The organism is Bacillus toyonensis BCT-7112 (assembly GCF_000496285.1).
Classification (GTDB): Bacteria; Bacillota; Bacilli; order Bacillales; family Bacillaceae_G; genus Bacillus_A; species Bacillus_A toyonensis.
In genome coordinates, this window is record NC_022781.1 from 4,529,133 (window position 1) to 4,555,767 (window position 26,635).

Consider the following 26,635-nt stretch of genomic DNA (forward strand, 5'->3'; position numbering starts at 1 on the left):
ATGAATGGAAAGAGGGATTGTTTTGGAATGTATAAATTGTGGGCAACCTTGTGCGAATGAACAGTTAAATTGTGCAAACTGTCAGCAAAAACTGCATAATAAACAAGGTGAAGGAAGCTCGCTAATAGACAAAGAATTAGAAGAATATGTAGGGAGACAATATCCGTACTACAAAAAAAAATGGGAGCTTGAAAATAAGCGAATTGCAAAATGGAGCTGGAATGGTTGGGCTGCTATTTTTAATGTAGGTTGGCTTGGCTATCGTAAGTATTATTTACCTGCTGCACTATTTATACTGTTATTAGTAGTGTGTGATGCGTTTTCATATTATATGGGCTTCAACGTAGCATTGCCAATCATTAATATGGTGCCTCTTACGTTTTTATTACTCGTTTTTATCTTATTCGGGCTAGGGATTTTTGCGAATGGATTATATTATCAATTTGCAGAAAGACGTATATACCGCATAAAGGCACGTGAAATTAAAGATGAATCGGTTGAAAATTATCTCATTCGTGATAGTGGAGGAACGAGTAAAATGGGAGCAACGATCGTTACAATGTTAGCAGTTGCTAGTATTTTGTTCAGTCATTTCTTTTTCCCAACTGATCAGGATATTATTCAAAAAGTTCGTACAAGCTCGCTTTATGAATATCCAGTCTTTTCAATTGGTGAATCGTTCGAAAATTATTTTCAAAATTCAGGATGGATATACTATCGTGGAACGGAAGGATTAGAATTAGTAGAATTTCAGGGGGAGAGTCCTGAGATGCCAAGGAAAAAGGTGACAATTCAATTTATTGTTGATTATAAATTGGGAGAAGTGGAACCATATTCACTTACGATTAACGGTGAATCTAAAAATGAAGAAGAGTTTTTGAAAATAATGGAGGAAATATTTAAAGTTCAAAATCCATTTGATATAGAGGATGGCTTACAAGTAAATACTATTCAACAAAGCGGAGGGAAAGCAATTTCTGACCGCTTTTTTTCTTTTTATGAAAATAAATATTTAAAATAATCAGAATCTTTTGTATAATAAAATATATTATACAAGTTTTAACTTATACATATAGATTGGGGGAAGGAAGAATGAAAAGAAAGACAACAACAATTGCTGCACTTGCGTTATCGACTAGTGTACTGGTTGCGGGATGTGGGAATGGGGAGAAGGCTTCGACAACGAAGAAAGAATCAAGTAAGGGAATGGCAGATAAACAAGTTTTAAATTTGCTAGAAACAGCTGAAATTCCTTCAATGGATACATCTAAATCAACAGATTCTGTATCTTTCCGTGTATTTGTAAATGCAATGGAAGGATTATATCGTCTAGATAAAGATAATAAACCAACTCCAGGTATGGCCAAAGATGTGAAGATTAGTGAAGATAAAAAGACATATACATTTGAATTACGTGATGCAAAATGGTCAAATGGTGATCCAGTTCGAGCGCAAGATTTTGTATATGCATGGCAACGTACATTAGATAAAGCAATAGCAGCAGAATATGCATTTATTTTATTTGATGTGAAAAATGCACAGAAAGTAAATAAAGGAGAAGTACCGTCGGATCAATTAGGTGTTAAAGCGAAGGATGATAAAACGTTGGTAGTAGAATTAGAGCAACCAGCACCTTATTTCCTTGAGCTTACTTCGTTCCCTACATTCTTCCCATTAAATGAAAAGTATGTAAAAGAACAAGGGGATAAATACGGATTAGAAGCAGATAAATTATTGTACAATGGACCATTTACAATGAGTGAATGGAAACATGAACAAAGTTACCAGTTAAAGAAAAACCCAAATTATTGGGATAAAGATGCTGTAAAATTACAAGAAATTAATGTGGGTATAGTAAAAGAGACAAGTACTGGGGTAAATTTATATGATAGTGATCAAGCAGACCGTGTCATTTTAAGTTCTGAGTTTGTAGACAAATATAAAAAGAATAAACCAGATGAATTTAAAACGAAGCTAGACCCACGTATGTATTTCCTACGTTTTAATCAAAAAAATGCAACGTTTAAAAATCAAAAGGTTCGTGAGGCGATTGATTTAGCGTACGATAAAAAAGGAATTGCGGATGTAATTTTGAATGATGGATCATTGCCAGCGTATTTCTTAGTACCTGAAAAGTTTACGACAGGACCAGATGGAAAAGACTTCCGTACTGTAAATAAAAATTTCCGTGACAGTAAAGATAATGCTGCGAAAGCAAAAAAACTGTGGGAAGAAGCGAAGAAAGAACTTGGTCAAGATACAATTACAGTAGAATTACTAAATGATGATAACGGTAGTCGTAAAAAAGTGGGCGACTTTATTAAAGAAGAATTAGAGAAAAACTTACCAGGTATTAAAGTGAATTTGAAGCAACAACCATATAAGCAGAAGTTAGATTTAGAAAAGAAATTTCAATATGAATTCTCATTATCTGCATGGAGTCCAGATTATCCAGACCCAATGACATATATTGATATGTTCGTTACTGGAAGTTCATTTAATGAAATGGATTATTCAAATCCGAAGTATGATGATTTAGTAGCGAAATCAAAAGGAGAACTACTAAAAGATGACGCAGCACGCTGGAAAGCACTTGCAGAAGCTGAAAAAATCTTAATTGGTCAAGATGTTGCAATCTCTCCTACGTACCAACAAAGTACAGCTTACTTAGAGAAGACGTATGTAAATGGTATTGCTAACCATACGTTCGGTGGCGACTTCAGTTATAAATGGGCATATATTACAAAGAAATAGTATAATAAAAGATGAGTGAATTTTCGCTCATCTTTTGTTTGTTTAAGGAGGAACGTGGAGTGTTGAAAGGAATCAATCATCTTTGTTTTTCAGTATCAAATTTAGAAAACTCTATTCTGTTTTATGAAAGAGTGTTAGAAGGAGAACTATTAGTTAAAGGGAGAAAACTTGCATATTTCAATATATGTGGAGTATGGATAGCACTGAACGAAGAGGCACATATTCCAAGAAAGGAGATTCATCAATCTTATACGCACCTCGCATTTTCTGTTGAACAAAAAGATTTTGAACGCCTGTTACATCGGTTAGAAGAAAATAATGTTCATATTTTACAAGGAAGAGAACGTAATGTGAGAGATTGTGAGTCTATATATTTTGTTGATCCTGACGGTCACAAGTTCGAGTTTCATTCAGGGACACTGCAAGACCGTCTAAATTATTATAGGGAAGAAAAACCACATATGACATTTTACTAGGGAGGAAGAGCATTTGCATGCACTTGTAATCGGGGGAACAGGGATGTTAAAGAAAGTTTCTATGTGGCTTTGTGAGCAAGGATTCCATGTTTCTATTATTGGACGAGATGAAGTGAAATTAGAATATGTGAAGCGAGCAAGTTCTGCACCAGAAAATATCACATGCCTTCCGTTAGATTATCATAATAATGACGAAGTAAAGATAGCTATTAAAGGTACAATTGAGAGAAATGGTCCCATAACATTAGTTGTGGCATGGATACATTCAAGTGCAAAGTATGCGTTATCACTCATTTGTAAGGAGATAGAATTTTCGTCAGAGACATACAGTTTATTTCATATTTTAGGCAGTAAAGCATCGCGTATGAATGCAGGGAAAATAGGTGGTACGCTTTGCCTGTATCATAGAATTATATTAGGTTTTATTTTAGAAGATACATTCGGAAGGTGGCTTACTCATCAAGAAATATCAGATGGAGTAATTAATGGGATTGAAAGTAATTGCAATGAATGGATTGTGGGGCAAATAGAACCATGGGAATTACGACCAAATTGATAAGGGGGAATGGGAAATGAAAACAACTGTATATGTAACAAGGCATGGTGAAACAGAATGGAATGTAGCGAAGCGAATGCAAGGACGGAAAAATTCAGCTTTAACTGAAAATGGTATGTTACAAGCGAAACAATTAGGGGAGCGTATGAAGGATTTACCACTCCATGCCATATATAGTAGTCCAAGCGAAAGAACACGTCATACTGCTGAATTGATTAAAGGGGAACGCGATATTCCAATTATAGAAGATGAACGTTTCTATGAAATAAATATGGGGATATGGGAAGGGCAAACAATTGCTGATTTGGAAATGCAATATCCAGAAGAAGTACATTTATTTTGGAATGAACCACATCTTTTTCAGTCAACATCAGGGGAAAACTTTGCGGCCGTTTATAAAAGAGTAATTGAAGGGATACACTTTCTTTTAGAAAAGCATAAAGGAGAAAACATTTTAATAGTTACTCATGCTGCAGCAGCGAAACTACTTGTAGGACATTTTGCAGGTCTTGAAATTGAACATGTATGGGGAGAGCCATTTATGCATAGCGCGAGTCTTAGTGTAATTGAATTTGATGAAGATCTTGGTAAAGTAAAACAATTTGCAGATATAAGTCATTTTCAGTAAACGTAAAAAAGGCCGCAACGCGGCCTTTTTTGGTGGACATAAAAAACTAGCAATTACGTTTTTTATACCAGAAGTGATCGAATTTTTTATTCTTGCAAGAAGAAGACTTGTGTCTGCTATCTTTGCAATCATTCCATTTGTGTCCGTCATCGTGACAGTCTCTACCGTGATCACATGAATCATCGCAAGAGTGACCGTGTCCGTGAGGGAAGAATTCGCATTTTTTACAGAAACTTCGTTTTGTCCAGTAAAATTTCTTTTCAAAGCGTATGCATTTTGTAACGAAAGTACAATGTTTTCTACGAGTACGTTTTGTAACTAAAACGCATTCTTTTCTACGCGTCACTTTCGTAACGAATGTCCATTTTTGAACACGAACACGAGTACATTTCGTAACAAATGTCCATTTTTTTACGTGCGTACATTTTGTAACGAACGTACAATGTTTCACGCGAGTACATCTTGTTCTTGGACATCTACCTCCTGTAGTGCATTTACATCCTGTAGTACATTTATGATGAGAGAATTTATCATCATCGCACTCAAAAGTACTTGGATCTTGATGTAAGAAATCCTCCATCCCAGCACTTTTGATTTCTTCAACAGCTTTTCTAATATCACGTTTCATAGAAATCCTCCTTATCATGTATTAAAGTGAAAAGGTATTCTTTTTCCTTAACATGATATGAGATATGACGACGTTCTGAACAGGACAAGAGTGTAATTTTATATAAATAGATGATAGCGGATGTATGGACAAGACAAGGCGCATACATTGAATGAAGAGAACTGAGAAGGGATGAGAAAACATGCTGCCTTCATATGATTTTTTTGTTCATCCAATGTACTTAGTGGAATTGAAAAAAGATATTTGGTCAGATAGTCCAGTGCCAGCAAAATTAACTTATGGAAAAAAGAAGTATGACATTGATATCGTATACCGGGGTGCTCATATTCGCGAATTTGAGAAAAAGTCTTATCATGTTGTATTTTATAAACCGAAAAAATTTCAAGGCGCGAAAGAGTTTCATTTGAATTCTGAGTTTATGGATCCGTCACTCATACGAAATAAATTATCTTTAGATTTTTTTCATGATATTGGTGTACTTTCGCCAAAATCACAACATGTATTTATAAAAATCAATGGTCAAATTCAAGGTGTATATTTACAGTTAGAATCAGTTGATGAAAACTTTTTGAAAAATAGAGGATTACCGAGTGGTTCTATTTATTATGCGATAGATGATGATGCGAATTTTTCATTAATGAGTGAGCGAGATAAAGATGTTAAGACAGAGCTCTTTGCGGGTTATGAATTTAAATATTCGAATAAAAATAGTGAAGAACAACTAAGTGAATTTGTATTTCAAGCGAATACTTTGTCGAGGGAAGATTATGAAAAAGAAATTGGGAAGTTTCTACATGTAGATAAATATTTACGATGGTTAGCTGGAGTAATTTTCACGCAAAACTTTGACGGTTTCGTTCATAACTATGCACTATACCATAACGATGAGACAAATTTATTTGAAGTTATACCGTGGGATTATGATGCAACTTGGGGGCGAGATGTACAAGGGAGACCGCTTAATCATGAATATATTCGCATTCAAGGGTATAACACGTTAAGTGCAAGATTGTTAGACATACCTGTATTTAGAAAGCAGTATCGAAGTATTTTAGAAGAAATATTAGAAGACCAATTTACAGTTTCGTTTATGAGGCCGAAAGTAGAAGCGTTGTGTGAATTGATTCGTCCATATTTACTACAAGATCCATATATGAAAGAAAAATTAGAAACGTTTGATCAAGAGGCTGATATGATTTATGAATATATAAATAAAAGAAGGAAGTATATACAAGACCACTTACATGAATTGGATTAATTTTGAAAGAGATTGGAACATTATCAATCTCTTTTTTTGTATAATAAAGGTGTACCAAAAAAGTGAAATGATATGTATTTGATAGAGAATGGGGTTGTGTAGAGATGACGATTAAATGGATTGATTGGGTAAAACAAATACAATCTATAGCCCAAGCGGGTTTAACGTATTCTAAAGATGTGTACGATATAGAACGTTTCCAACAATTACGAGACATTTCGATTTCGATGATGTCACATTACACAAAAACAGATTGGGAAGTAGTAGCGAAACTATTTGCAAGTGAGACGGGCTATCAAACACCAAAAGTTGATATACGAGCAGTTATTTGTCAAAATGAAAAGCTATTATTTGTGAAGGAAAAAAGTGATGGGAAATGGGCATTTCCAGGTGGATGGGCTGATGTTGGTTATACGCCAACAGAAGTAGCAGCAAAAGAGGTTTTCGAAGAGACAGGATATGAAGTAGATCGTTTTAAGCTACTAGCTATATTTGATCAAGAAAAGCATCAACCATCGCCTTCAGCAACGCATGTATATAAGATTTTTATTGGTTGTAATATTGTTGGTGGGGAAAAGAAGGTTAGTATTGAAACAGAAGAAATAGAGTTTTTTGGTGAAGATGAATTGCCGGATTTATCAATTGCTAGAAATACAGAAGAGCAAATTAAAGAAATGTTTGCTTATATGAAAGACCCACAGAAAGAAAAAATAATAGATTAATGCTGCTTGAATTGTACATATTGTTAAAATGAAGATATTGGCAGATTGCAATCTTTATGTGATAATGGGATGGTATGTGAAGAAAAAAGGAGATAGAAAAGAACATGTTAGCAAATATAATAGATCAGTTATTGCAATTTTTTGCAAGCTTAGGGTACTTTGGAGTAGCTCTTGCTTTAATGATTGAAGTAATCCCAAGTGAAATTGTACTTTCGTATGCTGGCTTTTTAGTAGCGGATGGTAAAATTAGTTTTGTGGGGGCAGTTATCGCCGGAACGATTGGTGGTACTTTAGCGCAAATCTTTTTATACTGGCTTGGATACTACGGAGGGCGTCCGGTTGTAGAGAAATATGGGAAATATCTACTTATTAATAAACACCATTTAGACATAGCGGAAGGTTGGTTTAAACGTTACGGAGCAGGCGTAATATTTTCTGCACGCTTTATTCCAGTAGTACGTCATGCGATCTCTATTCCAGCAGGACTAGCTAAGATGCCATTAAAACTATTTACACTTTATACGGTTGTAGCGATTATTCCATGGTCAATTCTATTTATATACTTAGGTGAAAAACTTGGTGGGAATTGGCGTCATATTAAAGAGTATGCATCTGATTATACACATTACATAATTATAGGAGCTGTGCTCTTTATTGCACTATACTTCGGTTTAAAGTATTTGAAAAAGAAAAAAACAACACGTTAAAGTCAATGATGATTCATTGGCTTTTTTATTTGTTTCGGTTCTAAACAAAAGGAGTTGTCCATAATGTGTAATAATAAAGCGTAGCGGAGGAATGTGATGAAAGGGTCACCGTTTATACGTGGAACGATATTTTTAACGATGGCAACGATGATATCTAAAATGTTAGGGTTTATATATATTATACCATTTACAGCAATGGTTGGTACGAGTGGGTACGTTCTATACGCGTATGCATATCGTCCTTATACGATTATGCTGAGTATAGCGACGATGGGGTTACCGCTCGCTGTTTCAAAGATGGTATCAAAATATGATCAACTAAATGATTATCATACAGTTAAAAGAGTACTAAAGAGTGGTATCGTTTTTATGTTAATAATGGGAGTTGTATCGTGTGTCACACTGTATGTATTAGCCCCGCATTTAGCTGAACTTGTAGTTGATGGAAGTGATCAAACGGGGAATAGTGTAACTGCTGTCGCTACTAACATTCAAATTGTAAGTTTTGCGTTAATACTTGTACCAGTAATGAGTTTATTAAGAGGCTTCTTTCAAGGATTTCAGTCGATGGGACCTTCTGCATTAAGTGTAGTTGTAGAGCAATTCTTTCGGGTCTTAACTATATTGATAGGAAGTTTTGTCGTATTATATGTTTTAAAAGCTTCTGTATCGCTAGCAGTTGGTATTTCAACGTTTGGTGCTTTCATGGGAGCAATAGGTGGATTAGCTGTTTTAACTGCGTATTATGTAAGAAGGAGAAGGCATTTAAAGAAAAAAGAGATGGCAAGTATACCGCAAACGACGAAATCTTTCTTCTCGTTGTATAAGGAGCTCTTTACATATTCTATTCCTTTCGTCGTGGTTGGTTTAGCTATTCCTTTGTATCAGACTATAGATACATTTACAATTAATAAACTACTTATACAAATTGGATATATGCAAGGAGAAGCGGAAAAAATCAATGCGATTATTGGTCTTGTTCAAATGGTTGTACTTATCCCAGTTTCAGTTGCGACTGCTTTTAGTATGTCTCTCGTTCCAGAGATGACGAAAGCTTATACAGCAGGGAATACGAAGTTACTATATAAACATTTTACAAAGACGAATCTATTAGTAGTAGGGATTACGGTACCAGCGGCGATTGGAATGATGGTGTTAGCAAAACCAATATATACGCTTTTGTTTAGTACGGGGAATGATCCGGAGATAGGGAGTGTTATTCTACAATATTATGCTCCTGCGTGTATACTATTTTCACTCTTTACTGTAACGGCTGCCATGCTGCAAGGAATTAATCAACAACAGAAAACAGTATTAGGTTTAGTAATCGGAATTATTGTAAAGATAATATTAAATATTGTATTGCTTCCGTATTTCGATTATGTAAGTTTTATCATTTCAACTTACGCTGGCTATACGATTTCAGTTGGTTTTAACTTGTGGATGCTTTCTAAATATGTTATAAAGGCAACATAAGCTTTTTAAGGCAGAGAATCCTCTGTCTTTTTCTACGTTTATAATATTTTTCACGTAAAAGCGTTTTCAAAATAATTTTTCTATTGAAATTTAAACGTATGTTTCATATGCTGAGAATGGCGGTTCAAAAACTGTTATGTAAGAGAGGTAGATTCCTACATGTAAAAAGAATCGGGGTGATAGTATGTTAAATATGTATTTAACAGACCGAAACGGAAAACTACAAGAGATTGAGGAAATGCAAAAGGGTTGCTGGATTAATGTACTTCATCCAACTGAAGAAGAAATTCAGTATTTAGTACAAACTTTAAATGTAGACTTAGATTTCATTAAAGACCCTTTGGATGATGAAGAACGCTCTCGTATTGAAAAGGAAGACAATAATACCTTAATCATCGTCGATATTCCGACAGTTAGGCATGATGAAGAGGGGAATTCGATTTATGACACGATTCCAATAGGTATGATTGTAATGCCAGATTGTTTCGTTACAATTTGTTTAGAAGAGAATCCAATTTTTGAACGTTTTATTAATCAACGTATTAAAGAATTTTATACGTTTAAAAAGACACGCTTTGCACTGCAGCTCTTATATACGATTTCTACTTATTATTTAAGATACTTAAAGCAAATAAATCGAAAAACAATCGATTTAGAGCACCAATTAAATAAATCAATGAAAAACAAAGAAATTTTTACATTGTTAGGCCTTGAAAAAAGTTTAGTTTACTTTACAACATCACTAAAGGCTAATAAAATTGTAATTCAAAAATTAATGCGAAACAGTACATTTTTAAAAATGTATGAAGACGATCAAGATCTATTAGAAGATGTATTAATTGAAAATAAACAGGCTATTGAAATGGCGGAAATATATAGTCACATTTTAAGTGGAATGATGAATACATTTAGTTCCGTTATATCAAATAATTTAAATAGTGTTATGAAACTGTTAACGTCTATTACAATTATTTTATCTTTACCAACAATGGTTTCTAGTTTCTTTGGAATGAACGTAAAGGTTCCATTTGAAGGTGAAGCGTATGGTTTTGTAATTGTACTCATTATATGTGTAACTTTATCGTTCACATTGGCATTTGTTTTTTGGAAGAAACGTTACTTTTAACAATAAAAAAGCTGCTCTAGCATAGTTGTAAAACTACGCTAGAGCAGCTTTTTTGCTATGAAATCTCAATTTTGGAATAGAATATAACATGTGAAATGTAATGTGTATGAAGGTTATGAATTCCGTATAAGCCTTGTCCAATTAATAAAATGGGGTTAAAATTACATATTGTTAAAGAAAAGTTGGAGGAAATACATCATGGAATTGTTTCAATTACCGAAAGCATTCCTGCAAATGAATACAATTTTTATCTCAATATTAATCGAGGCACTTCCGTTTGTGCTAATTGGTGTATTTATTTCAGGATTCATTCAAATGTTTGTGACAGAAGATATGGTGGCAAAATGGATGCCGAAGAACCGATTTCTGTCAGTTTTATTAGCTACTTTTTTAGGCATGATGTTTCCAGGATGTGAATGTGGAATTGTTCCGATTGTAAGACGGTTAATCGGAAAAGGCGTTCCGCCATACGCAGGGATTGCATTTATGTTAACTGGACCGATTATTAATCCGGTTGTACTATTTGCTACATATGTCGCTTTTGGAAGTAGTATGCACATGGTATGGTATCGTTCTATTGTAGCGATTATCGTAGCAATTATCGTTGGAATTATATTATCATTTATGTTTAAAGAACATCAATTACGAGACGATCACTTCCCAGAAGTGAATCATAAGCGTCCGTTACGTAAAAAAATGTGGGAGGTATGTACGCACGCAGTTGAGGAATTCTTCTCAATGGGAAAATACTTAGTACTAGGTGCGTTAATTGCAGCAGCGGTTCAAACGTTTGTACAAACTTCAACACTTCTTGCTATCGGACAAGGGCCGTTTTCTTCATCAGCTGTAATGATGGGACTTGCCTTTATATTATCACTTTGTTCAGAAGCAGATGCATTTATTGCTTCGTCATTCCAAAGTACATTTTCAACAGCATCACTCGTCGCGTTTCTCGTATATGGACCGATGGTGGATATTAAAAATATGTTTATGATGCTTGCGACATTTAAAACAAAATTTGTAATTGTCGTTACAGTTACAGTTACTCTTGTTGTTTATGCAAGCTCACTACTCATTTATGCGATGGGGTGGTAGGTTATGTTTCGAGCATATATATTATTAGGTTTCACAATATTAATTGCACAGCTTCATATTTCAGGTAATATTACGAAATATATCAATATGAAGTATGCTTATTTATCAACAACAGCAGCCATTATTTTAGGGTTTTTAACGATTGTTCAAATTATTATCGTTTTCCAAAAAGAACATCAAAAAGAAAAAGATCAGCACAATTGTGGTTGCGATCATAGTCACTGCGGGCATGATCATTCGAAAGATGAGAATACATGGTGGAAAAAAGTGTTTTCTTACACATTATTCTGTTTTCCAATCATTACAGGATTGTTTTTCCCAATTGCAACATTAGATTCCGATATTGTTAAGGCGAAGGGATTCCATTTTCCAGTAGCGCAAGCAGAAAGTAAAGATCCATTTATGACAAGGCAATTTCTAAGACCTGATACGAGCATTTATTACGGGAAAGAAGGATACCGTGGTGTAATGGAAAAAGGGAAGAAAGAGTTTGTTACGAAAGACAGTATTACTTTAAAAGATGAAGATTTCTTAAAGGGTATGGAGACGATTTATAACTATCCTGGCGAGTTTACTGGGAAAAAATTATCTTTTAAAGGGTTTGTATTCAGAGATGATTCTTCTAAAAAAGAACAATACTTCTTATTCCGTTTCGGTATTATACACTGTGTAGCAGATTCTGGTGTATATGGTATGTTAGTGAAAAAACCAGAAGGGGTAGAGTGGAATAATGATGACTGGATTCAAGTCGAAGGAGAAATAACAACTGAGTTTTATCAGCCGTTCCATGCAAATATTCCTGTTTTAGAAGTAACGAAATGGAATAAAGTTGAGCAGCCGAAAGAACAATATGTATTTAGAGGAGCCGATTGATAACATCGGTTCTTTTTTATGGACTAAAAGTTCTGAATGTTGTTAATATTAAATGTGTAGTTCACTTAGTGTAGTGAACAAGTACATGGTTAGTTGAACTCATTGAAAGTATACGGACAGCCCGACTTCCACCTAATTTCTTCTGGGAGTCTTACTACCCGCAAATAGCAGGATAATTAATCAAAGGAGTGATAACAATGACTGAAGTAAAGGGGAAAACAGCTAATGAGTCTAGAGTGTTTAAAACGAGCCGAGTATTTCCAACGGATTTAAATGATCATAATACACTATTTGGTGGAAAAATATTAGCGGAGATGGATATGGTTGCTTCTATTTCAGCAACGAGACATGCAAGAAAAGAATGTGTCACAGCGTCTATGGATTGGGTTGATTTCTTACATCCTGTTCGTTCATCTGATTGCGTTAGTTATGAATCCTTTGTAATTTGGACGGGAAGAACTTCAATGGAAGTTTTTGTGAAGGTAGTGGCTGAAGACTTAATTTCAGGTGAAAAGCGTATAGCTGCAACGTCATTTGTTACATTTGTTGCACTTAGTAAGGAAAATAATCCAGTTCCTGTACCACGAGTTATTCCTGAAACAGAAGAAGAGAAAGAATTACATCGTATTGCTGTATTACGTGCGGAACAACGTAATATTCGTAAGGCAGAGAGTAAGAAAGTAGCCACATTGTTAACTTTTTGAATTGAATATATAGCCGTTAAGGTTACCATAACAAACGATAATGGTTTTAAAATAAAAAGCGGACACCTAAAAATAGGTGTCCGCTTTTATAGTTTTTTCATCCACATATCATATGACAATAACTACTTAGCAGAAGCAAGCAGCACCGACGATGATTAAGAGGATAAATAATACGACTAAAAGCGCAAATCCATTACCATGTGCGAAGCCCATTGTTATTTCCTCCTTTTATTTTAAGATACAACATACAATATGCAAATGAGCTGTTGTTTGATATGGACATATATCATGTAAGGACATTTTTTCTTGAATGATTATGTATAAAAAAAGGGAAGATATAGGAATAACAGTAAGTGGAGAAAGGAAATTATCCATGAAGCACTTTTTCGCTCTAATCCTTTTTTTTATAGGTGTATTCATATGGATGAACATCGATGTGGAAATGGGGAAAAAAATGGCTAGTGAATATGAATTAGGACAAGTTCGATTAGGCGAATTTCAACTATATACGAACGGAGAAGAGTTATATAGGAGATTATTTGAGGATATAAACAATGCGGAAAAGTATATATATATTCATTTTTATATTGTAGGTAAAGATGAAATAAGCAGAGAGTTTTTACAGTTATTAGAGAAAAAAGCATCTAGCGGGGTAGAAGTGAAGTTGTCAGTCGACCGTATAGGTGGATATAAGCTGAAGAAAAAGATACTGAATCAATTAAAAAGAAAAGGTGTCCAGTTTACATTTAGTAAAAAACCTAAACTGAAAAGTATATTCTATTCTTTGCATCAACGAAATCATAGACGCATTGTTACGATAGATGGAAAGGTATCATACGTCGGTGGTTTTAATATCGGAAAGGAATACCTTGGACAAAATCCGAAATTTGGTCCATGGCGTGATTATCATGTACGTATCAATGGGAATGGTGCAACTGATATGGAAAGAAAATTTGCTAAAGATTGGAAAGAAGATACCGGGGAAAAAATGCCTGCACATGAAAGTGTACCTGCAAAAGGAAATGTAAAATATCAATATTTGTTTTCAAATGGAAAAGGTTTATGGCAGAAATATGGGGTGCTTATAAAGCAGTCTAAAAAGTCTTTAATAATTGCTACACCTTATTTTGTACCAAGTAAAGAAATGATGAAAGAGTTAAAAGATGCATTACATCGCGGTGTTAATGTAAAAATTCTCGTGCCATTTAAAAGTGATGCCGTATTGTTAAAACAAGCTGCTTATCCGTATTTGAAAGACATGTTACATGCTGGAGCGGAAATTTATCAATATCGCAATGGATTTTTTCATGGGAAAGTAACGATCATTGATGGAGAAATTGTTGATATCGGTACAGCAAATTTTGATAATAGAAGTTTTTATTTAAATTGCGAATCTAACTGTCTCATATATGACAAAACAGTTGTTGCTGACGTATGGAGTCGATTAAAGGAGGATTTTCATAAATCAAAACAATTTTCTGAACAGGATTTTGAGGAAATTAGTAAATGGGATTGGTTTTTAGCAAGAATAGCGAATGTTTTAGCGTCATATTTATAGCATATAGACAAAAGGAAAGGAGGAATTTTAATGGACTGTATGAAAGAATTAATGAAGTATAGTTACATGTTAATTTATAAAGTAGGAGAGTATACTGAAAAAATCCGGGATGAAGAATTAAAGGATATAATACAGCACCATTTACCGTATATGTTACAAGCATATAATGAACAAGTGAATTTTCAAGAAGGAGAAAATGTACAGCATATAACATATGAACCAATTTCGTTTCATTTGTCTGAAATGGAAATGGAAAAGGAAATAGATAATACATATACAGAAGATATCCAAATTGCAATCTGTTATATTTCACATTTGAAACGATTAGCATTAAAGTTTGCTCAAGTTGCAGTGGAAGTTGCAAATCCAGAATTTCGTTCGTTTTTAGAAAACTGTTTCCTGAAAATGAATCGTTACGCTTATAGTGTGTGGCAATATGTTGTGAAGAAGGAATATAAAATTACACATATATATGAAAACGAGAAATTTGCATAAAAAACTAAGGCGGAATAGTTGTCGCCCTAGTTTTTTACTTTCATGCAGAGAAAAGGGCTAAATGTAATTATTATTAGAAAATTTACAAACATTTACCGTATATTTACTATTTTTCAATCTTTCCTTTAAAAATAGAGAGTAATATGGGATTGTACATATTCTATCAAAGGGAGGAAACGCAAATGAACAAATGGGTTAAATCATTAACTGCTATGGCACTTGCAAGTTCTTTATTAATGGTAGGTTGTAGTAAAGGTGAGGACAAGAAGAAAGAAGAAGACACAACAACACAACAGGATGAGAAAAAGGATAAAGAAACAAGTGGAACAGAGAAGTCTACTGATTCTAAAGAAAAGAAATAAAGTAATAAAAAAGCTTCCTCTTATATATGAGGAGAGCTTTTTTGTTGTATATTGATTGAGAGTATTGAAAAAATAGAGAAAGAATGAGAGAGGAGTAAACAAATGAAAGTATGTGTATTGGGAGCGACAGGTAGAGTAGGTTCGGAAATAATGAAATTAGCATTAAAGGATTCATCCGAAGTGACGGCATTCGTTCGTGATTTAAATAGAATGGAAATAGAACATGACAGGTTACATGTTATAGAAGGAAATATATTAAACGAAAACGATATAAAGAAAGCGATAGAAGGATGTGATATCGTAATTAGCGCTCTTGGAACGGATGGAAATGGGACATTAGCAAAGAGTATGCCAAATATTATAAAGTATATGGAAAAAGAAGGCGTTAAGAAAATTATTACGATAGGAACAGCTGGTATTTTACAAGCGAGAACAAATCCAAATGTATATCGTTTCCAATCATCGGAATCAAAAAGGAAAACGACAGCAGCAGCAGAGGATCATTTAGCTGCATATAAGGCGCTTCATAATAGTGATTTATGTTGGACCATTGTTTGTCCGACGCATTTAATAGACGGTGAGATAACGGGGGTATATCGCACTGAACAACATATATTGCCAGAAGATGGAGCGAAAATTACAGTTGGTGATACAGCACATTTTACATGGGATTTATGCAATGAAAATATATATGAAAATAGTCGAGTTGGTATTTCATATTAAAAAACCATCCCAAAAGCGGGATGGTTAAAAGATGATATAACATACGAAAATGATAATCATAATGATTTGGAGAATAGCTTTCGCTACAGTACTGCTTAAAAAACCAACTACAGTAGCAACTCCTACTAGAAAGGCGTCTTTTGGCGTCTTTTTATGCATGAGCTCTGTGAAAAATACCGATAAGAACGGTATAATTATTAAACCAAAAGGTGGGAAGAAGAACGATCCAACAATGATAGAAATCATACCGACACGTTCGCCCCATTTTGAACTTCCATATTTTTTTAGGAAATATCCATTAGCAATAAAATCAGCGACGAAAATGAATAGGGTGAAAATGGCTTGAATGACCCAAAAAGTAATTGTTAGTTCCCCGCCATTTATACCAAAATGGTAAATCAAATATCCAGCCCATACAGCTAAGATACCTGGGATAATAGGGTAAATAAAGGCGAGAAATGAAATGATGAAACAGGCAATGATACAGATTGTTAAGAAAACAGTCACTTTATAACTCCTTTTTAATATCTAATTTATGTACAGCAATTTTTTTGATTTGATGTCCATCAAGTTCTAATGCTTTAAATTGAAACCCAGCATATTCAATAGAATAACCAGCTTCAATATTTAAGTCAACCGCTTGAGAGAGGAGCCAGCCTCCAATTGTATCTAAATCGCTATCATCAATATGTAGGCCAAACATATCATTTACTTCAGAAATGAGTACTTTTCCATCTAAAACAGTAAGCTTCGGGGTACGCTTTTCAATCATAGGTGATTCATCCGCGTCAAATTCATCTTGAATTTCTCCAATAATTTCTTCAAGAATATCTTCCATTGTTAAAAGCCCAGCAGTACCACCATATTCATCCATAATGATTGCCATCTGAACGCGATTCTTTTGAAGATGTACTAATGTTTTACGGATTGGAACAGTTTCAAATACAGTTAGTACGGGATGTATATAAGATTCAAGTGGTTTATAAATACCTTTTGTTTGATCATGAAATATTTCTTTCGTATTTATCATCCCGATGATGTCATCTTTATCTTTTTCAATTATAGGATAGCGTGTATATTTTTCAGTTGCGACGATATCCATATTTTCTTCTAAAGTATTTTCGGTAGATAAGCAAACCATTTCAGTACGAGGGACCATGATTTCTTTTGCAACCCGGTCATCAAATTCAAAAATATTATTTACATATTTATATTCGGTTTGGTTTATTTCTCCGCTTTTAAAACTCTCACCTAAAATGAGTCGTAATTCCTCTTCTGAATGAGCAAGTTCATTTTCTTTCGCTGGCTCTAAACCGAGTAGTTTTGTGAAAAATATAGCTGCACTATTGAGTAGCCAAATGAACGGATACATAATTTTATCAAATAAAATAAGTGGTTTGGCAAATTTGAGTGTGATTGCTTCTGCTTTTTGAATTGCGAAAGACTTTGGAACTAATTCACCTAATACAACGTGGAAAAATGTAATAACGCTAAAAGCAATAATAAAAGATAACGTGTTAGCCATTGTTCCAGTCATGTTGATTTTTTCAAAAAGCGGTCGTAGTATATGTTCCACAGTCGGTTCACCAAGCCAACCAAGCCCTAAAGAAGTAATCGTAATCCCGAGCTGACAAGCTGATAAATAAACATCTAAATTAGATAGGACACTTCTTGCAGCTAAAGCTTGTTTATTACCTTCATTTGCAAGTTGGTCAATTCGGCTTTTTCGTACTTTTACAACAGCGAATTCTGATGCAACGAAAAAGCCCGAAATAAGAATAAGTACAAAGATGAGAAAAATATTTAATATGTCCAAGTGTGTTCTCTATTCCAAAGTTTGAAATAAAGATGTCACCTCCTGCAATTATGTTATACTTTTATAATAAATCCAAATGAAAAGAATAGTCAAAGGAAAAGGGTAAATATTGGCATGTTTATAGTGTAGTTTTAGAGTTTGTTGTTATTTTGTCCTCGATACAAAAGGAATAACCCTCTACTTTCAGAATATAGAGGGCTATGTAACTTTACGGTTTTGGGATACTTCGTGTTATAGTGTATGTTTGTTGTTTAGAGTTGTTTGTTGTCCAAAGTGCTTGGAGAAAAGATAAGACGCTGTATGGGATATACAATAGTAGTAAACCGATTGTGACAATTACAGGTGCAGTACCACCAAATTGAACGATAAATTGTAATAATCCGATCGTGTGAAAAGTACATTCCATAATTAAAAAGGAAAAAATAATAGAACTTAAAATAGATTTATGATTCGAAGTAAGTGCTAAAAATAATGTATCAACAAGGAAAGCAGAATTTTTCATTTCATATTCACTTGTGTTATACAGGAAAGGGAGCCATTTCTTTATTGCTTGCATAACGATAATCATAGAGGTACTACATACGATGATCAAAGATGAGAAATAAGAAAACTTTATAAAGTTTGCAATATAGAGAAGAAGTAGTAAGATAGAACATTGTAAAAATACAGTGCAAAAAGAGTACGGTATCCAGTGTAGGAAAGTAGTGATCTTTTTAATTGAATTTGGTGCTTTTAAAAATAGATGACCGATTCCTAAACTTATAAAGAAGCCAATTGCAAGAGTGAAAGTGAAACGAACAATTGATAAAAAATATATTTCCCATATGTAAGGGAATAGTGGTGTTGAATGAGTAGAAGTATGTATCATCTGATTTGCTGAGAAAAAAATAGATTCATGCATCCAATCAATTTTTGGAATTGATATAGAAGAAAGTTGATCGAAGTTTTGGAAAATACTTATTAAGCCATTTTGATAAGAATAATTATGTGTAATAAAAAGAGCTGGGATAGGACTTATGACAAAAATAACAATGACACCAATTATAAATTTGCATATATGCGAGCGTAACAAAGACATATAACCACCTACTCTTTGAATATTCAGAAAATTCTTATTCTTATTTTAGCGTTTTTCTAATAAAGTTACAATATCTTTTTCATTAAGTCATTCAGAGAGAGGCTTTCCTAGTGAAGATATGCAAGTGAAGGATTCATGAATAAATTATGACAAGAAAATGAATAATTTTCAGAAAAATAAAATAAATTATTTATTTTTTTCCGAATATATAATATAGTTATGGCACAGAAAGTATTTTAACATAAGGAGGCTTTTTATGAGGATTAAAGGGAATTACGTGCCGAAAAGGGAAGTTTTACTGTGCTCAAGTTCGATTACGATAGGGGAAGCATTGGAGCATTTAAATAAAACAGGGTATCGTTGTGTACCAGTTTTAGATGAAAAAAAAGAGAAATTTTTAGGGAATATATATAAAGTAGATATTTTAGAATATAAAGGATCACTTGACGAAAGTGTAATACAATTATTGAACGATAAAGAAGGATTTGTGAGAGAAGATTCATCTTTCTTTAAAGTATTTTTTACAATAAAAAAATTACCTTATTTATCAGTAGTTGACGAAAAAGGAATTTTCCTTGGAATTTTAACGCATAAAAAAGTTTTTGAGTTATTAGAAGATGCATGGGGCGTTCATTCTAGTAAATATTCTGTCATGATTGGAACGCAAGACTATAATGGAGCGATCCAAAAGTTATCGACAGTTTTGAAGAAATACACTGGTATTCAAAGTTTAATGACTTTTGATAATGATGCTCTATTAGTTCGTAGAATTATGTTTACATTAGGAGAAGAGTTTGAAGATGGTGAATTAGAAACACTTCAAAAAGATTTAGAAGATCATGGATTTAGAGTTGTGTATGTAGAAGAGATGAATAATCCACGTGAAGTAGAAACGATAGAGTAACATGCAAAAGCCATCTAACATATGTTAGATGGCTTTTGAAATTATTTTAAAATAATAATCTAGAATGAGTCTAGTGCTCGAATAACATTTGTGTGAGAGAATATAAAATGTAGATAATTTTGATTTTCAAAAAAATCAATTTGAAAATATGTTTTTATTTTTCAACTAAATATGTTACTATATGTGTGATAAAAACAAAGAGGTCTGACAACTATACTCCACGTAATAACACTCTAATGATTTAAATATTCAAAAAAATCAAAAACAAAAAATAATGACGAGATTAATAATTAGAGTAATAATAAGGGGAATGGAGAAATTATGGAGAAAGACACTGCTTTGTAAGGGGCATATTTTATCATCTTGAGCAGAGAGGAGGATGCATAGCATATTGTGAAAATAAAGATAAACAATGAAAAAGTGCTATGCAAATGAAGAGTATGAAGGGACGATTGAGGCCAGGTGATACGGTAGCAATTGGTTTAATGCTATTTGCATTATTTTTAGGAGCAGGAAATTTAATTTTCCCGCCAGTTTTAGGTCAACAAGCAGGAGAGAATGTTTGGATTGCTACGATAGGATTCCTTGTAACGGGAGTCGGATTACCCCTATTAGCTGTAACAGCTGTCGCGTTTGTAGAGGGGGACTTGAAAGCGCTATCTTCTAGAGTTCACCCTATATTTGCATTTATTTTCCCATTGGTTAGTTATTTAGCAATTGGACCATTTTTCGCAATCCCGCGTACGGGAGCCGTTTCGTTTGAAATGGGTATGAAGCCGTTTTTATCAGATGCAATGGTTTCAGAGTGGTACATGCTATTTCTTTTCACTATATTTTTCTTCGGAATAACGTGGTATTTATCATTAAATCCATCTAAATTAGTCGATTGGTTTGGAAAATTTCTTACACCATTATTAGTATTAATTGTTGCTGTTATTGTCGGGAAAGCAATTATTGATCCAATTGGAGAACCGGCTGCACCTTTAGCTGCTTATAAAGAGAATGCTTTCTTTGGTGGATTTATTCAAGGATATTTAACGATGGATGCGATTAGTGCACTTGTGTTTGGGATTGTTGTAGTACAAGTTATTCGCTCAAAAGGGATAAAAGAGAGCGGACAAATTGCAAAAATAACAGTTGTATCAGGGATTATTGCTGTATTAGGCTTAACGTTAATATATTTATCACTTGCATATCTCGGATCTACAAGTACATCACTTGGTGTGTCGGAGAACGGTGGTCTTATTTTGACGAATGTTGTAAATGAGTTATATGGAACAAGTGGCAAAATTTTATTAGGACTTGTAATTATACTCGCTTGTTTAACAACTTCTGTTGGATTAACATCTGCGTGTGCTGGCTTCTTCACAAACTTATTCCCAAGACTTTCGCATAAAACGATTGTAACTATGGTATGTGTATTTAGTTTAATTGTATCTAACCTAGGGTTAACACAATTAATCACAGTAACATTACCAGTGTTAATGATCATTTATCCAGTTGCAATTGTATTAATCGTTCTTTCATATTTCCATAAATGGATAGGGAAGCGTAATACAATTTACATTGGGGCGATTTTAGGTGCGTTGTTAATTAGTTTCTTTAACGGTTTAGAAAGTGCGAACATTAAAATTGATGCGATTTCTAATGTACTTCAAATGTTACCATTATATAAAGAAGGAATAGGATGGTTAATCCCATCATGTATTGGCGGAATTCTTGGTTTCTTCTTCTATAAATCAAATGAATCAAGTGAATTACAAAAGAAAGGTGCTTAGGCGCCTTTCTTTTTTTAAAGGGGATTTTTGTATTTTGTCTAAGTAATAAATGGGAGGAATGATAAAATGGCTAATTTTGAAGATTTTTTAACTTTTGATGTAAGAATTGGAACAGTAACACAGGCAGAGGAATTTAAAGAAGCGAGAGTACCAGCGATTAAACTAGAAATTGATTTTGGGGAGCTTGGGGTCAAGCGGTCAAGTGCTCAAATTACGAAGAGATATAATCCAGAAGACTTAATTGGTCAGCAAATTGTTGCTGTTGTAAATTTTCCGCCAAAGCGTGTAGCTGGATTTAAATCAGAAGTGCTTGTATTAGGGGGAGTTCCTGAAGCGGGAGATGTTGTGTTGCTTCAGCCTAATATGGAACTGCCAAATGGAACGAAAATTAGTTAGTGTGAAGGTGGGGGGGCAATATGGATATCGGACGAGAATATTTACAATGTGCCATTTCTAATTTCAAAACAACAAAGCAGCAAGGAGAACGGGCACTTTCTCAATTATCATACGAACAAATACAATGGTCTTCTCATGAAGAAACAAATAGCATAGCGATTATAATGAAACATTTGCACGGTAATATGCGTTCCAGATGGACGGATTTTTTAACATCTGATGGTGAAAAAGTTGATCGTGACCGAGATGGTGAATTTGAAGGAGGCTATTCTTCAAAGGAAGAAGCCCTTGCAGCGTGGCAAGAAGGATGGGAATACGTTTTTAATACGATGAATACTATAATGCCGGAACATCTATTGAAGACGGTATACATTCGTGGTGAAGCACATACGGTCCTGCAAGCAATTGAAAGGCAAATTTCTCATTATGCTTTGCATATTGGACAGATTATTTACATCGGTAAAATGTTAAAAGAAAATGAGTGGGAATGTTTAAGCATTCCTAAAGGACAGTCCACTCGTTATGTAGAGAAAAAACGTTCAACATAATAATATGAAAGAAATCGATATAAAATAGGCAGCAAAAAAATAAGCCAAATGATAGACGGTTCCGTAAGCATAAGAATGCTACCAACAATAAGGCCGTATATAATAAGAAAGAAACAAAAAAGTGTATTCATAGGGATAAAACGTGGGATGAAGAGTTGTTGCTGCTTAAAACAACTGTTGTGAAATAAATAAAAATGGAAGTACCGTGTAGTGGTAATAAGGTCTTTCTTTCGTGTAATTCTTTTTCTACATGTATGACAAATGAACGGTGGCTGCATTTCGTTACGCTCCATTTTTTATTTTCATAATAATGTGAGACAAAAGTAGGTACAAAGTGTATGTTCCTATATACGCTCCTGCAATAAGGAAAAATGGATTCAGTAAAATTCCATGAATGCTCGTCATGAAAACTAAATCTTGTATTAAAACATCGTATACATTAATGGAAATAATTGTACCGAGTACATACAGTGCCAAGTACGCAGAAATATGTAACACAATAGAGACTTTTGGATGTTTAGCGGACAAATAAAAAATGAATGATAGAGCGATTGGTAATATTCCTATTAATAGCTTCAATTCATTTCACCTCATTAACAATATAGCCGGAATTTAAACGGTCTATTCTCTAGAGCTTGTACATAACTTGAAATAGAGAGGGTGATAGTATGAATCGAGGCTTTTTTTATGTGAAGTTTACAAGTGTACGTAAGTTAGTTTTATTTATTATTACTACGGTACTAGCGACTTTTTTTCTTATTAGTATGATGGTAACCTCTATGAAAGAGACAAAGTCAACGTATTTATATAATTGGTTAAATGAGTTATCGATGAATGGCTACATGTATGTTCTTGGAAAAGAAAATCATTATTTTACACAAGAGTATCGAAATTTGAATCAAGATTTTTCAATCTCTTCGTTTCTCTTTTCTATGGCTACGAATATTCGTTTTAACGATGTACGTAGTTTTGTCGGAAAAGAGCTTCCTGGCTTTGGTAAGTACGATACAGAAATCGTTATCGCAGGTGAGGGAACAAATTATTCTAACTTACCGATAGAGTCGAGTGTTCCTCTTGAAGAAGTAGTGAAAGAACGGACTGGAGAAGGTGGACAAGCGCCAAAGCCTGATACGAATAAAGAGAAAAAACAACCAGCTCAAACGACTGGAAAAAGACAAGTTGCATTTATATATCATTCGCATAGCTGGGAATCTTATTTGCCGTTACTGAACTTAACGAATGATCCAAACCCGAATAAAGCGACAAGTTCTGTAACGAATATTTCCATAGTCGGCGACCGATTTCGTGAACAATTAGAAAGCGAAGGAATCGGATCTACTAACGATAAGACTGACGTTGGTCAAAGGTTAATTAGTAAAGGGTTAAATAGTAATAGTTCTTACAAAATGTCACGGGAAATTGTACAAGAAGCGATGGCTGGTAATAAAGAATTACAATACTTCTTCGATTTACACCGTGATAGTGCACGAAAAAATGTAACAACAAAAACAATTGGAGATAAATCATATGCTAAGCTTGCTTTTGTAATTGGAAAAGGTAACAAAAACTATGAAAAAAACTTACAATTAGCAACTGCGTTACACGAGACGATTAGTAAGAAATATCCGGGAATGAGCCGTGGTGTAATTCAAAAAGGATTCCAAACAGGGAATGGAGTTTACAATCAAGACCTATCAGGACAAGCGATATTAATTGAAGTTGGCGGGGTAGATAATACAGAGGAGGAATTAAATCGATCAATTGATGCACTTGCTAAGGCATTTGGTGAATATTTTTGGCAAGCGGAAAAAGTGAATGGATAAAGTGAAATTTGAATGAGTGGTAGGCATTGCAATGGTTATCAGCCTACATCAATTAGGGGAAAACGTAAGTGTAAAGCTTACGTTTTTTGTTTGTCATGAAACGAGGATGATAAGATGTCACATTATAGACATAATTTATAATTGCTATAGTAATATCGAAATTTGTCTATTTATAATAGGGGAATTAGAAAGGGATTTTCGCAATAATAGAGAAAATCTTTTTACAAGGAAAATTTTTTACAATGAAATAGGTAGGGTGATTTAAGTGATTAGGGAGATCAAAGTAGAAGATGCAGCATCATTTTTGCAATTAAGTAAGCAATTAGATGAAGAAACGAAATTTATGTTATACGAGCCAGGAGAAAGAAAAACTACAGCCGAGCAACAAGAGCAAATGATTCATCGATTTATACAGAATGAAAAAGCAACAATATTTGTAGCGATTGAGGAAGAGAAAATAGTAGGATTTATTTTAGTGAATGGAAATAACATACAAAGAAAGAGACATGTTGCAGCCATTGTAATTGGTATATTGCAAGAGTGTAGTGGGCGTGGTATTGGAACGAGCTTGTTTAAAGAGGTTGAGAAGTGGGCAAGATTACATGATGTATGGCGTTTAGAATTAACGGTAATGGCCCATAATACAAGAGCTCAGGCACTATATAGAAAAGTTGGCTTTGAGAAAGAGGGTGTCAAAAAAGCTGCTCTTATTATCGATGGACAAAACATTGATGAGTATGAAATGGCCAAATTATTAAAATAAGAGGTCGTTATATGAAAAAAAGATGGACACTACTTGGTATCGTAGCGGCGATACTCATTGTTGGAGTAGCAGGAATCAATTATAAAATGTATAAGGATAAGCAGGCACAGGAAGTGAATGTAAATAACATATTTCCGAAAGCGAAAGAAACGATTGCGAATATGGATGGGGATATTGCGGTAATTAGTAATCCAAATTCGATGCTTGTACTTGTGAATAAAAGTAGGCGTTTACCAGATGGGTATAGACCGCCAGATTTAGTTATTCCGAAAGTACGTTACTCTAGTGAGGGGGATCAAGAAAAGAAAAAAATGAGGAAAGAGGCAGCTAGTGCGCTTGAGGACATGTTTCAACAAGCTGATAAAGAGCGTATTTTCCTTTTTGCAGTCTCTGGATTTAGATCTTTTGATCGACAAAAGGCATTAAATACGATGTATAAAAAACAAGATGGAGAAGTGAAAACTGCGATGTCTAGCGCGATTCCTGGTACGAGTGAACATCAAACTGGACTAGCTATGGATATTACATCGCAATCTGCTAAATTTCAGTTAGAGACAGTTTTTGGAGAGACGAAAGAAGGGCAGTGGCTTTCTGAAAATGCCCATAAATTTGGTTTTGTGATTCGATATACAAAAGAAAAAGAATCAATTACGGGCTATCGGTTTGAACCATGGCACGTAAGGTATGTGGGAAATCCACAAGCTACATATTTATATGAAAATCAACTGACGCTTGAAGAAGTAACAGAGTGAACAATTGAGGGGAGAGAAATACAATGACGATGTTATATAAGAAAAAAGTACATGCATATATTACAAGAGAAAAAGAAGGGATGAAGCAATTACTTGTTTTTAAACATCGTGATATACCTGAAGCTGGTATCCAAGTGCCAGGGGGAACAGTTGATGAAGGAGAAACGTTAGAAGCAGCAGTTTTACGTGAAGTACAAGAAGAATCTGGATTACGTCTTTTATGTATAGAGCGTTTCCTAGCAGATTACATCATACACGTGAAGGAAAAACAGGAATATCAAAAACGCCACTTTTTCCACGTAACGTTACTAACGAATGTAAAAGATACTTGGGAACATATAGTAAGTGCCGGTGAGGAAGATGAAGGTTTAGTATTTTGCTACGAATGGATTGATATTGCAAAATGCCCTGAATTAGCAGGAAAACAGGGAGAGTTTTTACATTTGTTAGATGAGGTATATGCACAGTAATAAAAAGAGTTTGAAGCGAAGGATGATTCGTTTCAGACTCTTTTTATTTTTCGGGAAATTAAAGGTGTATTAAAAAGTAAGTTGAAACTTTTTAAAGGGATATTAATTTGGAATAGGATGAGGTGAAAAAATGAAAAAGTAAGAAGTATTCGTAAAAACTAAAAGG

Annotated in this window: 32 protein-coding genes; 25 read left to right on the plus strand and 7 right to left on the minus strand. The window is 34.1% G+C overall.

What is annotated here, in order from left to right:
* The first annotated feature begins 22 nt into the window (after positions 1-22).
* The 5 genes from BTOYO_RS23100 (at position 23) to BTOYO_RS23120 (ending at position 4,414) form a co-directional block, all read left to right on the plus strand.
* Positions 23-1,021 carry a DUF2628 domain-containing protein gene (locus tag BTOYO_RS23100; protein ID WP_000388939.1) on the plus strand — a complete coding sequence of 333 codons (999 nt, stop codon included), beginning with the start codon at positions 23-25 and terminating at the stop codon, positions 1,019-1,021.
* Between the two features lie 71 nt (positions 1,022-1,092).
* A complete protein-coding gene (locus BTOYO_RS23105) occupies positions 1,093-2,754 on the plus strand; it encodes a peptide ABC transporter substrate-binding protein (protein ID WP_000824261.1) in 1,662 nt (553 codons plus the stop codon).
* Positions 2,755-2,813: 59 nt separating this feature from the next.
* Positions 2,814-3,230: a FosBx1 family fosfomycin resistance bacillithiol transferase gene (gene fosB, locus BTOYO_RS23110; RefSeq protein ID WP_000911701.1), complete on the plus strand. Its 417-nt coding sequence runs from the start codon at positions 2,814-2,816 to the stop codon at positions 3,228-3,230.
* Positions 3,231-3,243: 13 nt separating this feature from the next.
* Positions 3,244-3,786 carry a short-chain dehydrogenase gene (locus BTOYO_RS23115; RefSeq protein WP_000543132.1) on the plus strand — a complete coding sequence of 181 codons (543 nt, stop codon included), beginning with the start codon at positions 3,244-3,246 and terminating at the stop codon, positions 3,784-3,786.
* 16 nt (positions 3,787-3,802) lie between these two features.
* The gene (locus BTOYO_RS23120) at positions 3,803-4,414 is read left to right on the plus strand and encodes a phosphoserine phosphatase 1 (protein WP_000859191.1); all 612 of its coding nucleotides are present in this window, start codon (positions 3,803-3,805) and stop codon (positions 4,412-4,414) included.
* Between the two features lie 46 nt (positions 4,415-4,460).
* Here the strand turns inward: BTOYO_RS23120 and exsB are convergent, their stop codons facing one another.
* Positions 4,461-5,042 (minus strand): exosporium protein ExsB, encoded by a 582-nt coding sequence (exsB, locus tag BTOYO_RS23125; RefSeq protein WP_000817491.1) that lies wholly within the window; start codon positions 5,040-5,042, stop codon positions 4,461-4,463.
* A gap of 181 nt (positions 5,043-5,223) precedes the next feature.
* Here exsB and cotH point away from each other — a divergent pair, with 181 nt between their 5' ends.
* The 8 genes from cotH to BTOYO_RS23165 all read left to right on the plus strand — a co-directional run bounded on the left by cotH (position 5,224) and on the right by BTOYO_RS23165 (position 13,003).
* Positions 5,224-6,300: a spore coat protein CotH gene (gene cotH / locus BTOYO_RS23130; protein WP_000938007.1), complete on the plus strand. Its 1,077-nt coding sequence runs from the start codon at positions 5,224-5,226 to the stop codon at positions 6,298-6,300.
* Positions 6,301-6,404: 104 nt separating this feature from the next.
* Positions 6,405-7,022, plus strand: a complete 618-nt coding sequence (locus BTOYO_RS23135; RefSeq protein WP_000153577.1) for an NUDIX hydrolase — start codon at positions 6,405-6,407, stop codon at positions 7,020-7,022.
* 104 nt (positions 7,023-7,126) lie between these two features.
* Positions 7,127-7,729: an undecaprenyl phosphate transporter UptA gene (gene uptA, locus BTOYO_RS23140; protein WP_000880689.1), complete on the plus strand. Its 603-nt coding sequence runs from the start codon at positions 7,127-7,129 to the stop codon at positions 7,727-7,729.
* 96 nt (positions 7,730-7,825) lie between these two features.
* Positions 7,826-9,205, plus strand: coding sequence for a putative polysaccharide biosynthesis protein (locus BTOYO_RS23145; protein ID WP_002038509.1), 1,380 nt, complete (start codon positions 7,826-7,828; stop codon positions 9,203-9,205).
* A 184-nt stretch (positions 9,206-9,389) separates the two neighbouring features.
* Positions 9,390-10,331, plus strand: coding sequence for a magnesium transporter CorA family protein (locus BTOYO_RS23150; RefSeq protein ID WP_000933700.1), 942 nt, complete (start codon positions 9,390-9,392; stop codon positions 10,329-10,331).
* 198 nt (positions 10,332-10,529) lie between these two features.
* Positions 10,530-11,426 carry a permease gene (locus BTOYO_RS23155; protein WP_000418718.1) on the plus strand — a complete coding sequence of 299 codons (897 nt, stop codon included), beginning with the start codon at positions 10,530-10,532 and terminating at the stop codon, positions 11,424-11,426.
* 3 nt (positions 11,427-11,429) lie between these two features.
* Positions 11,430-12,299 carry a TIGR03943 family putative permease subunit gene (locus BTOYO_RS23160; protein ID WP_000488051.1) on the plus strand — a complete coding sequence of 290 codons (870 nt, stop codon included), beginning with the start codon at positions 11,430-11,432 and terminating at the stop codon, positions 12,297-12,299.
* Positions 12,300-12,496: 197 nt separating this feature from the next.
* Positions 12,497-13,003, plus strand: coding sequence for an acyl-CoA thioesterase (locus BTOYO_RS23165; RefSeq protein ID WP_000141169.1), 507 nt, complete (start codon positions 12,497-12,499; stop codon positions 13,001-13,003).
* 126 nt (positions 13,004-13,129) lie between these two features.
* Here BTOYO_RS23165 and BTOYO_RS27010 read toward each other — a convergent pair whose 3' ends face one another.
* Positions 13,130-13,216: a YjcZ family sporulation protein gene (locus BTOYO_RS27010; RefSeq protein WP_000505094.1), complete on the minus strand. Its 87-nt coding sequence runs from the start codon at positions 13,214-13,216 to the stop codon at positions 13,130-13,132.
* 160 nt (positions 13,217-13,376) lie between these two features.
* Between BTOYO_RS27010 and cls the strand changes: the two genes are divergently transcribed.
* The 4 genes from cls (at position 13,377) to BTOYO_RS23185 (ending at position 16,141) form a co-directional block, all read left to right on the plus strand.
* Positions 13,377-14,561 (plus strand): cardiolipin synthase, encoded by a 1,185-nt coding sequence (gene cls, locus BTOYO_RS23170; protein ID WP_033657373.1) that lies wholly within the window; start codon positions 13,377-13,379, stop codon positions 14,559-14,561.
* 30 nt (positions 14,562-14,591) lie between these two features.
* The gene (locus BTOYO_RS23175) at positions 14,592-15,056 is read left to right on the plus strand and encodes a spore coat protein (protein WP_000340533.1); all 465 of its coding nucleotides are present in this window, start codon (positions 14,592-14,594) and stop codon (positions 15,054-15,056) included.
* 182 nt (positions 15,057-15,238) lie between these two features.
* The gene (locus BTOYO_RS23180) at positions 15,239-15,418 is read left to right on the plus strand and encodes a hypothetical protein (RefSeq protein ID WP_001045965.1); all 180 of its coding nucleotides are present in this window, start codon (positions 15,239-15,241) and stop codon (positions 15,416-15,418) included.
* A gap of 102 nt (positions 15,419-15,520) precedes the next feature.
* On the plus strand, positions 15,521-16,141 hold the full coding sequence (locus BTOYO_RS23185; RefSeq protein WP_000861679.1) for an NAD(P)-dependent oxidoreductase: 621 nt from the start codon (positions 15,521-15,523) through the stop codon (positions 16,139-16,141).
* Positions 16,142-16,165: 24 nt separating this feature from the next.
* Here the strand turns inward: BTOYO_RS23185 and BTOYO_RS23190 are convergent, their stop codons facing one another.
* The 3 genes from BTOYO_RS23190 to BTOYO_RS23200 form a co-directional block, all read right to left on the minus strand.
* Complete coding sequence (locus tag BTOYO_RS23190; RefSeq protein ID WP_000215663.1) at positions 16,166-16,648, minus strand: DUF456 domain-containing protein; 483 nt, start codon at positions 16,646-16,648, stop codon at positions 16,166-16,168.
* 1 nt (position 16,649) lies between these two features.
* Complete coding sequence (locus BTOYO_RS23195; protein WP_000353739.1) at positions 16,650-17,957, minus strand: hemolysin family protein; 1,308 nt, start codon at positions 17,955-17,957, stop codon at positions 16,650-16,652.
* Between the two features lie 208 nt (positions 17,958-18,165).
* On the minus strand, positions 18,166-19,035 hold the full coding sequence (locus BTOYO_RS23200) for a hypothetical protein (RefSeq protein ID WP_000055279.1): 870 nt from the start codon (positions 19,033-19,035) through the stop codon (positions 18,166-18,168).
* Between the two features lie 256 nt (positions 19,036-19,291).
* Between BTOYO_RS23200 and cbpA the strand changes: the two genes are divergently transcribed.
* From cbpA to BTOYO_RS23220, 4 genes are all read left to right on the plus strand, one after another.
* Positions 19,292-19,939, plus strand: a complete 648-nt coding sequence (cbpA, locus tag BTOYO_RS23205; protein ID WP_001220521.1) for a cyclic di-AMP binding protein CbpA — start codon at positions 19,292-19,294, stop codon at positions 19,937-19,939.
* 440 nt (positions 19,940-20,379) lie between these two features.
* The gene (brnQ4, locus tag BTOYO_RS23210; protein ID WP_395935011.1) at positions 20,380-21,717 is read left to right on the plus strand and encodes a branched-chain amino acid transport system II carrier protein BrnQ4; all 1,338 of its coding nucleotides are present in this window, start codon (positions 20,380-20,382) and stop codon (positions 21,715-21,717) included.
* Positions 21,718-21,783: 66 nt separating this feature from the next.
* Positions 21,784-22,113 (plus strand): chaperone CsaA, encoded by a 330-nt coding sequence (gene csaA / locus BTOYO_RS23215; protein WP_001263029.1) that lies wholly within the window; start codon positions 21,784-21,786, stop codon positions 22,111-22,113.
* Between the two features lie 20 nt (positions 22,114-22,133).
* Positions 22,134-22,661: a DUF1572 domain-containing protein gene (locus BTOYO_RS23220; RefSeq protein WP_000351102.1), complete on the plus strand. Its 528-nt coding sequence runs from the start codon at positions 22,134-22,136 to the stop codon at positions 22,659-22,661.
* On the opposite strand, the gene BTOYO_RS27015 is transcribed toward BTOYO_RS23220, so the two are convergent.
* Entirely contained in the window at positions 22,634-22,939 is a 306-nt protein-coding gene (locus BTOYO_RS27015) for a hypothetical protein (RefSeq protein WP_044810160.1), read from the minus strand. The two genes, BTOYO_RS23220 and BTOYO_RS27015, sit on opposite strands and share 28 nt — an antisense overlap.
* A 4-nt stretch (positions 22,940-22,943) precedes the next feature.
* Positions 22,944-23,240: a hypothetical protein gene (locus tag BTOYO_RS23225; RefSeq protein WP_000770733.1), complete on the minus strand. Its 297-nt coding sequence runs from the start codon at positions 23,238-23,240 to the stop codon at positions 22,944-22,946.
* An 89-nt stretch (positions 23,241-23,329) separates the two neighbouring features.
* On the opposite strand from BTOYO_RS23225, the gene spoIIP reads away from it, so the two are divergent.
* The 4 genes from spoIIP to BTOYO_RS23245 all read left to right on the plus strand — a co-directional run bounded on the left by spoIIP (position 23,330) and on the right by BTOYO_RS23245 (position 26,469).
* Positions 23,330-24,484: a stage II sporulation protein SpoIIP gene (gene spoIIP / locus BTOYO_RS23230; RefSeq protein WP_001079305.1), complete on the plus strand. Its 1,155-nt coding sequence runs from the start codon at positions 23,330-23,332 to the stop codon at positions 24,482-24,484.
* Positions 24,485-24,749: 265 nt separating this feature from the next.
* Positions 24,750-25,247 (plus strand): GNAT family N-acetyltransferase, encoded by a 498-nt coding sequence (locus tag BTOYO_RS23235; RefSeq protein WP_000617587.1) that lies wholly within the window; start codon positions 24,750-24,752, stop codon positions 25,245-25,247.
* An 11-nt stretch (positions 25,248-25,258) separates the two neighbouring features.
* A complete protein-coding gene (locus BTOYO_RS23240; protein WP_000747716.1) occupies positions 25,259-25,999 on the plus strand; it encodes a M15 family metallopeptidase in 741 nt (246 codons plus the stop codon).
* A 23-nt stretch (positions 26,000-26,022) separates the two neighbouring features.
* On the plus strand, positions 26,023-26,469 hold the full coding sequence (locus BTOYO_RS23245) for an NUDIX hydrolase (protein WP_000178280.1): 447 nt from the start codon (positions 26,023-26,025) through the stop codon (positions 26,467-26,469).
* The last annotated feature ends 166 nt before the right edge of the window (positions 26,470-26,635 follow it).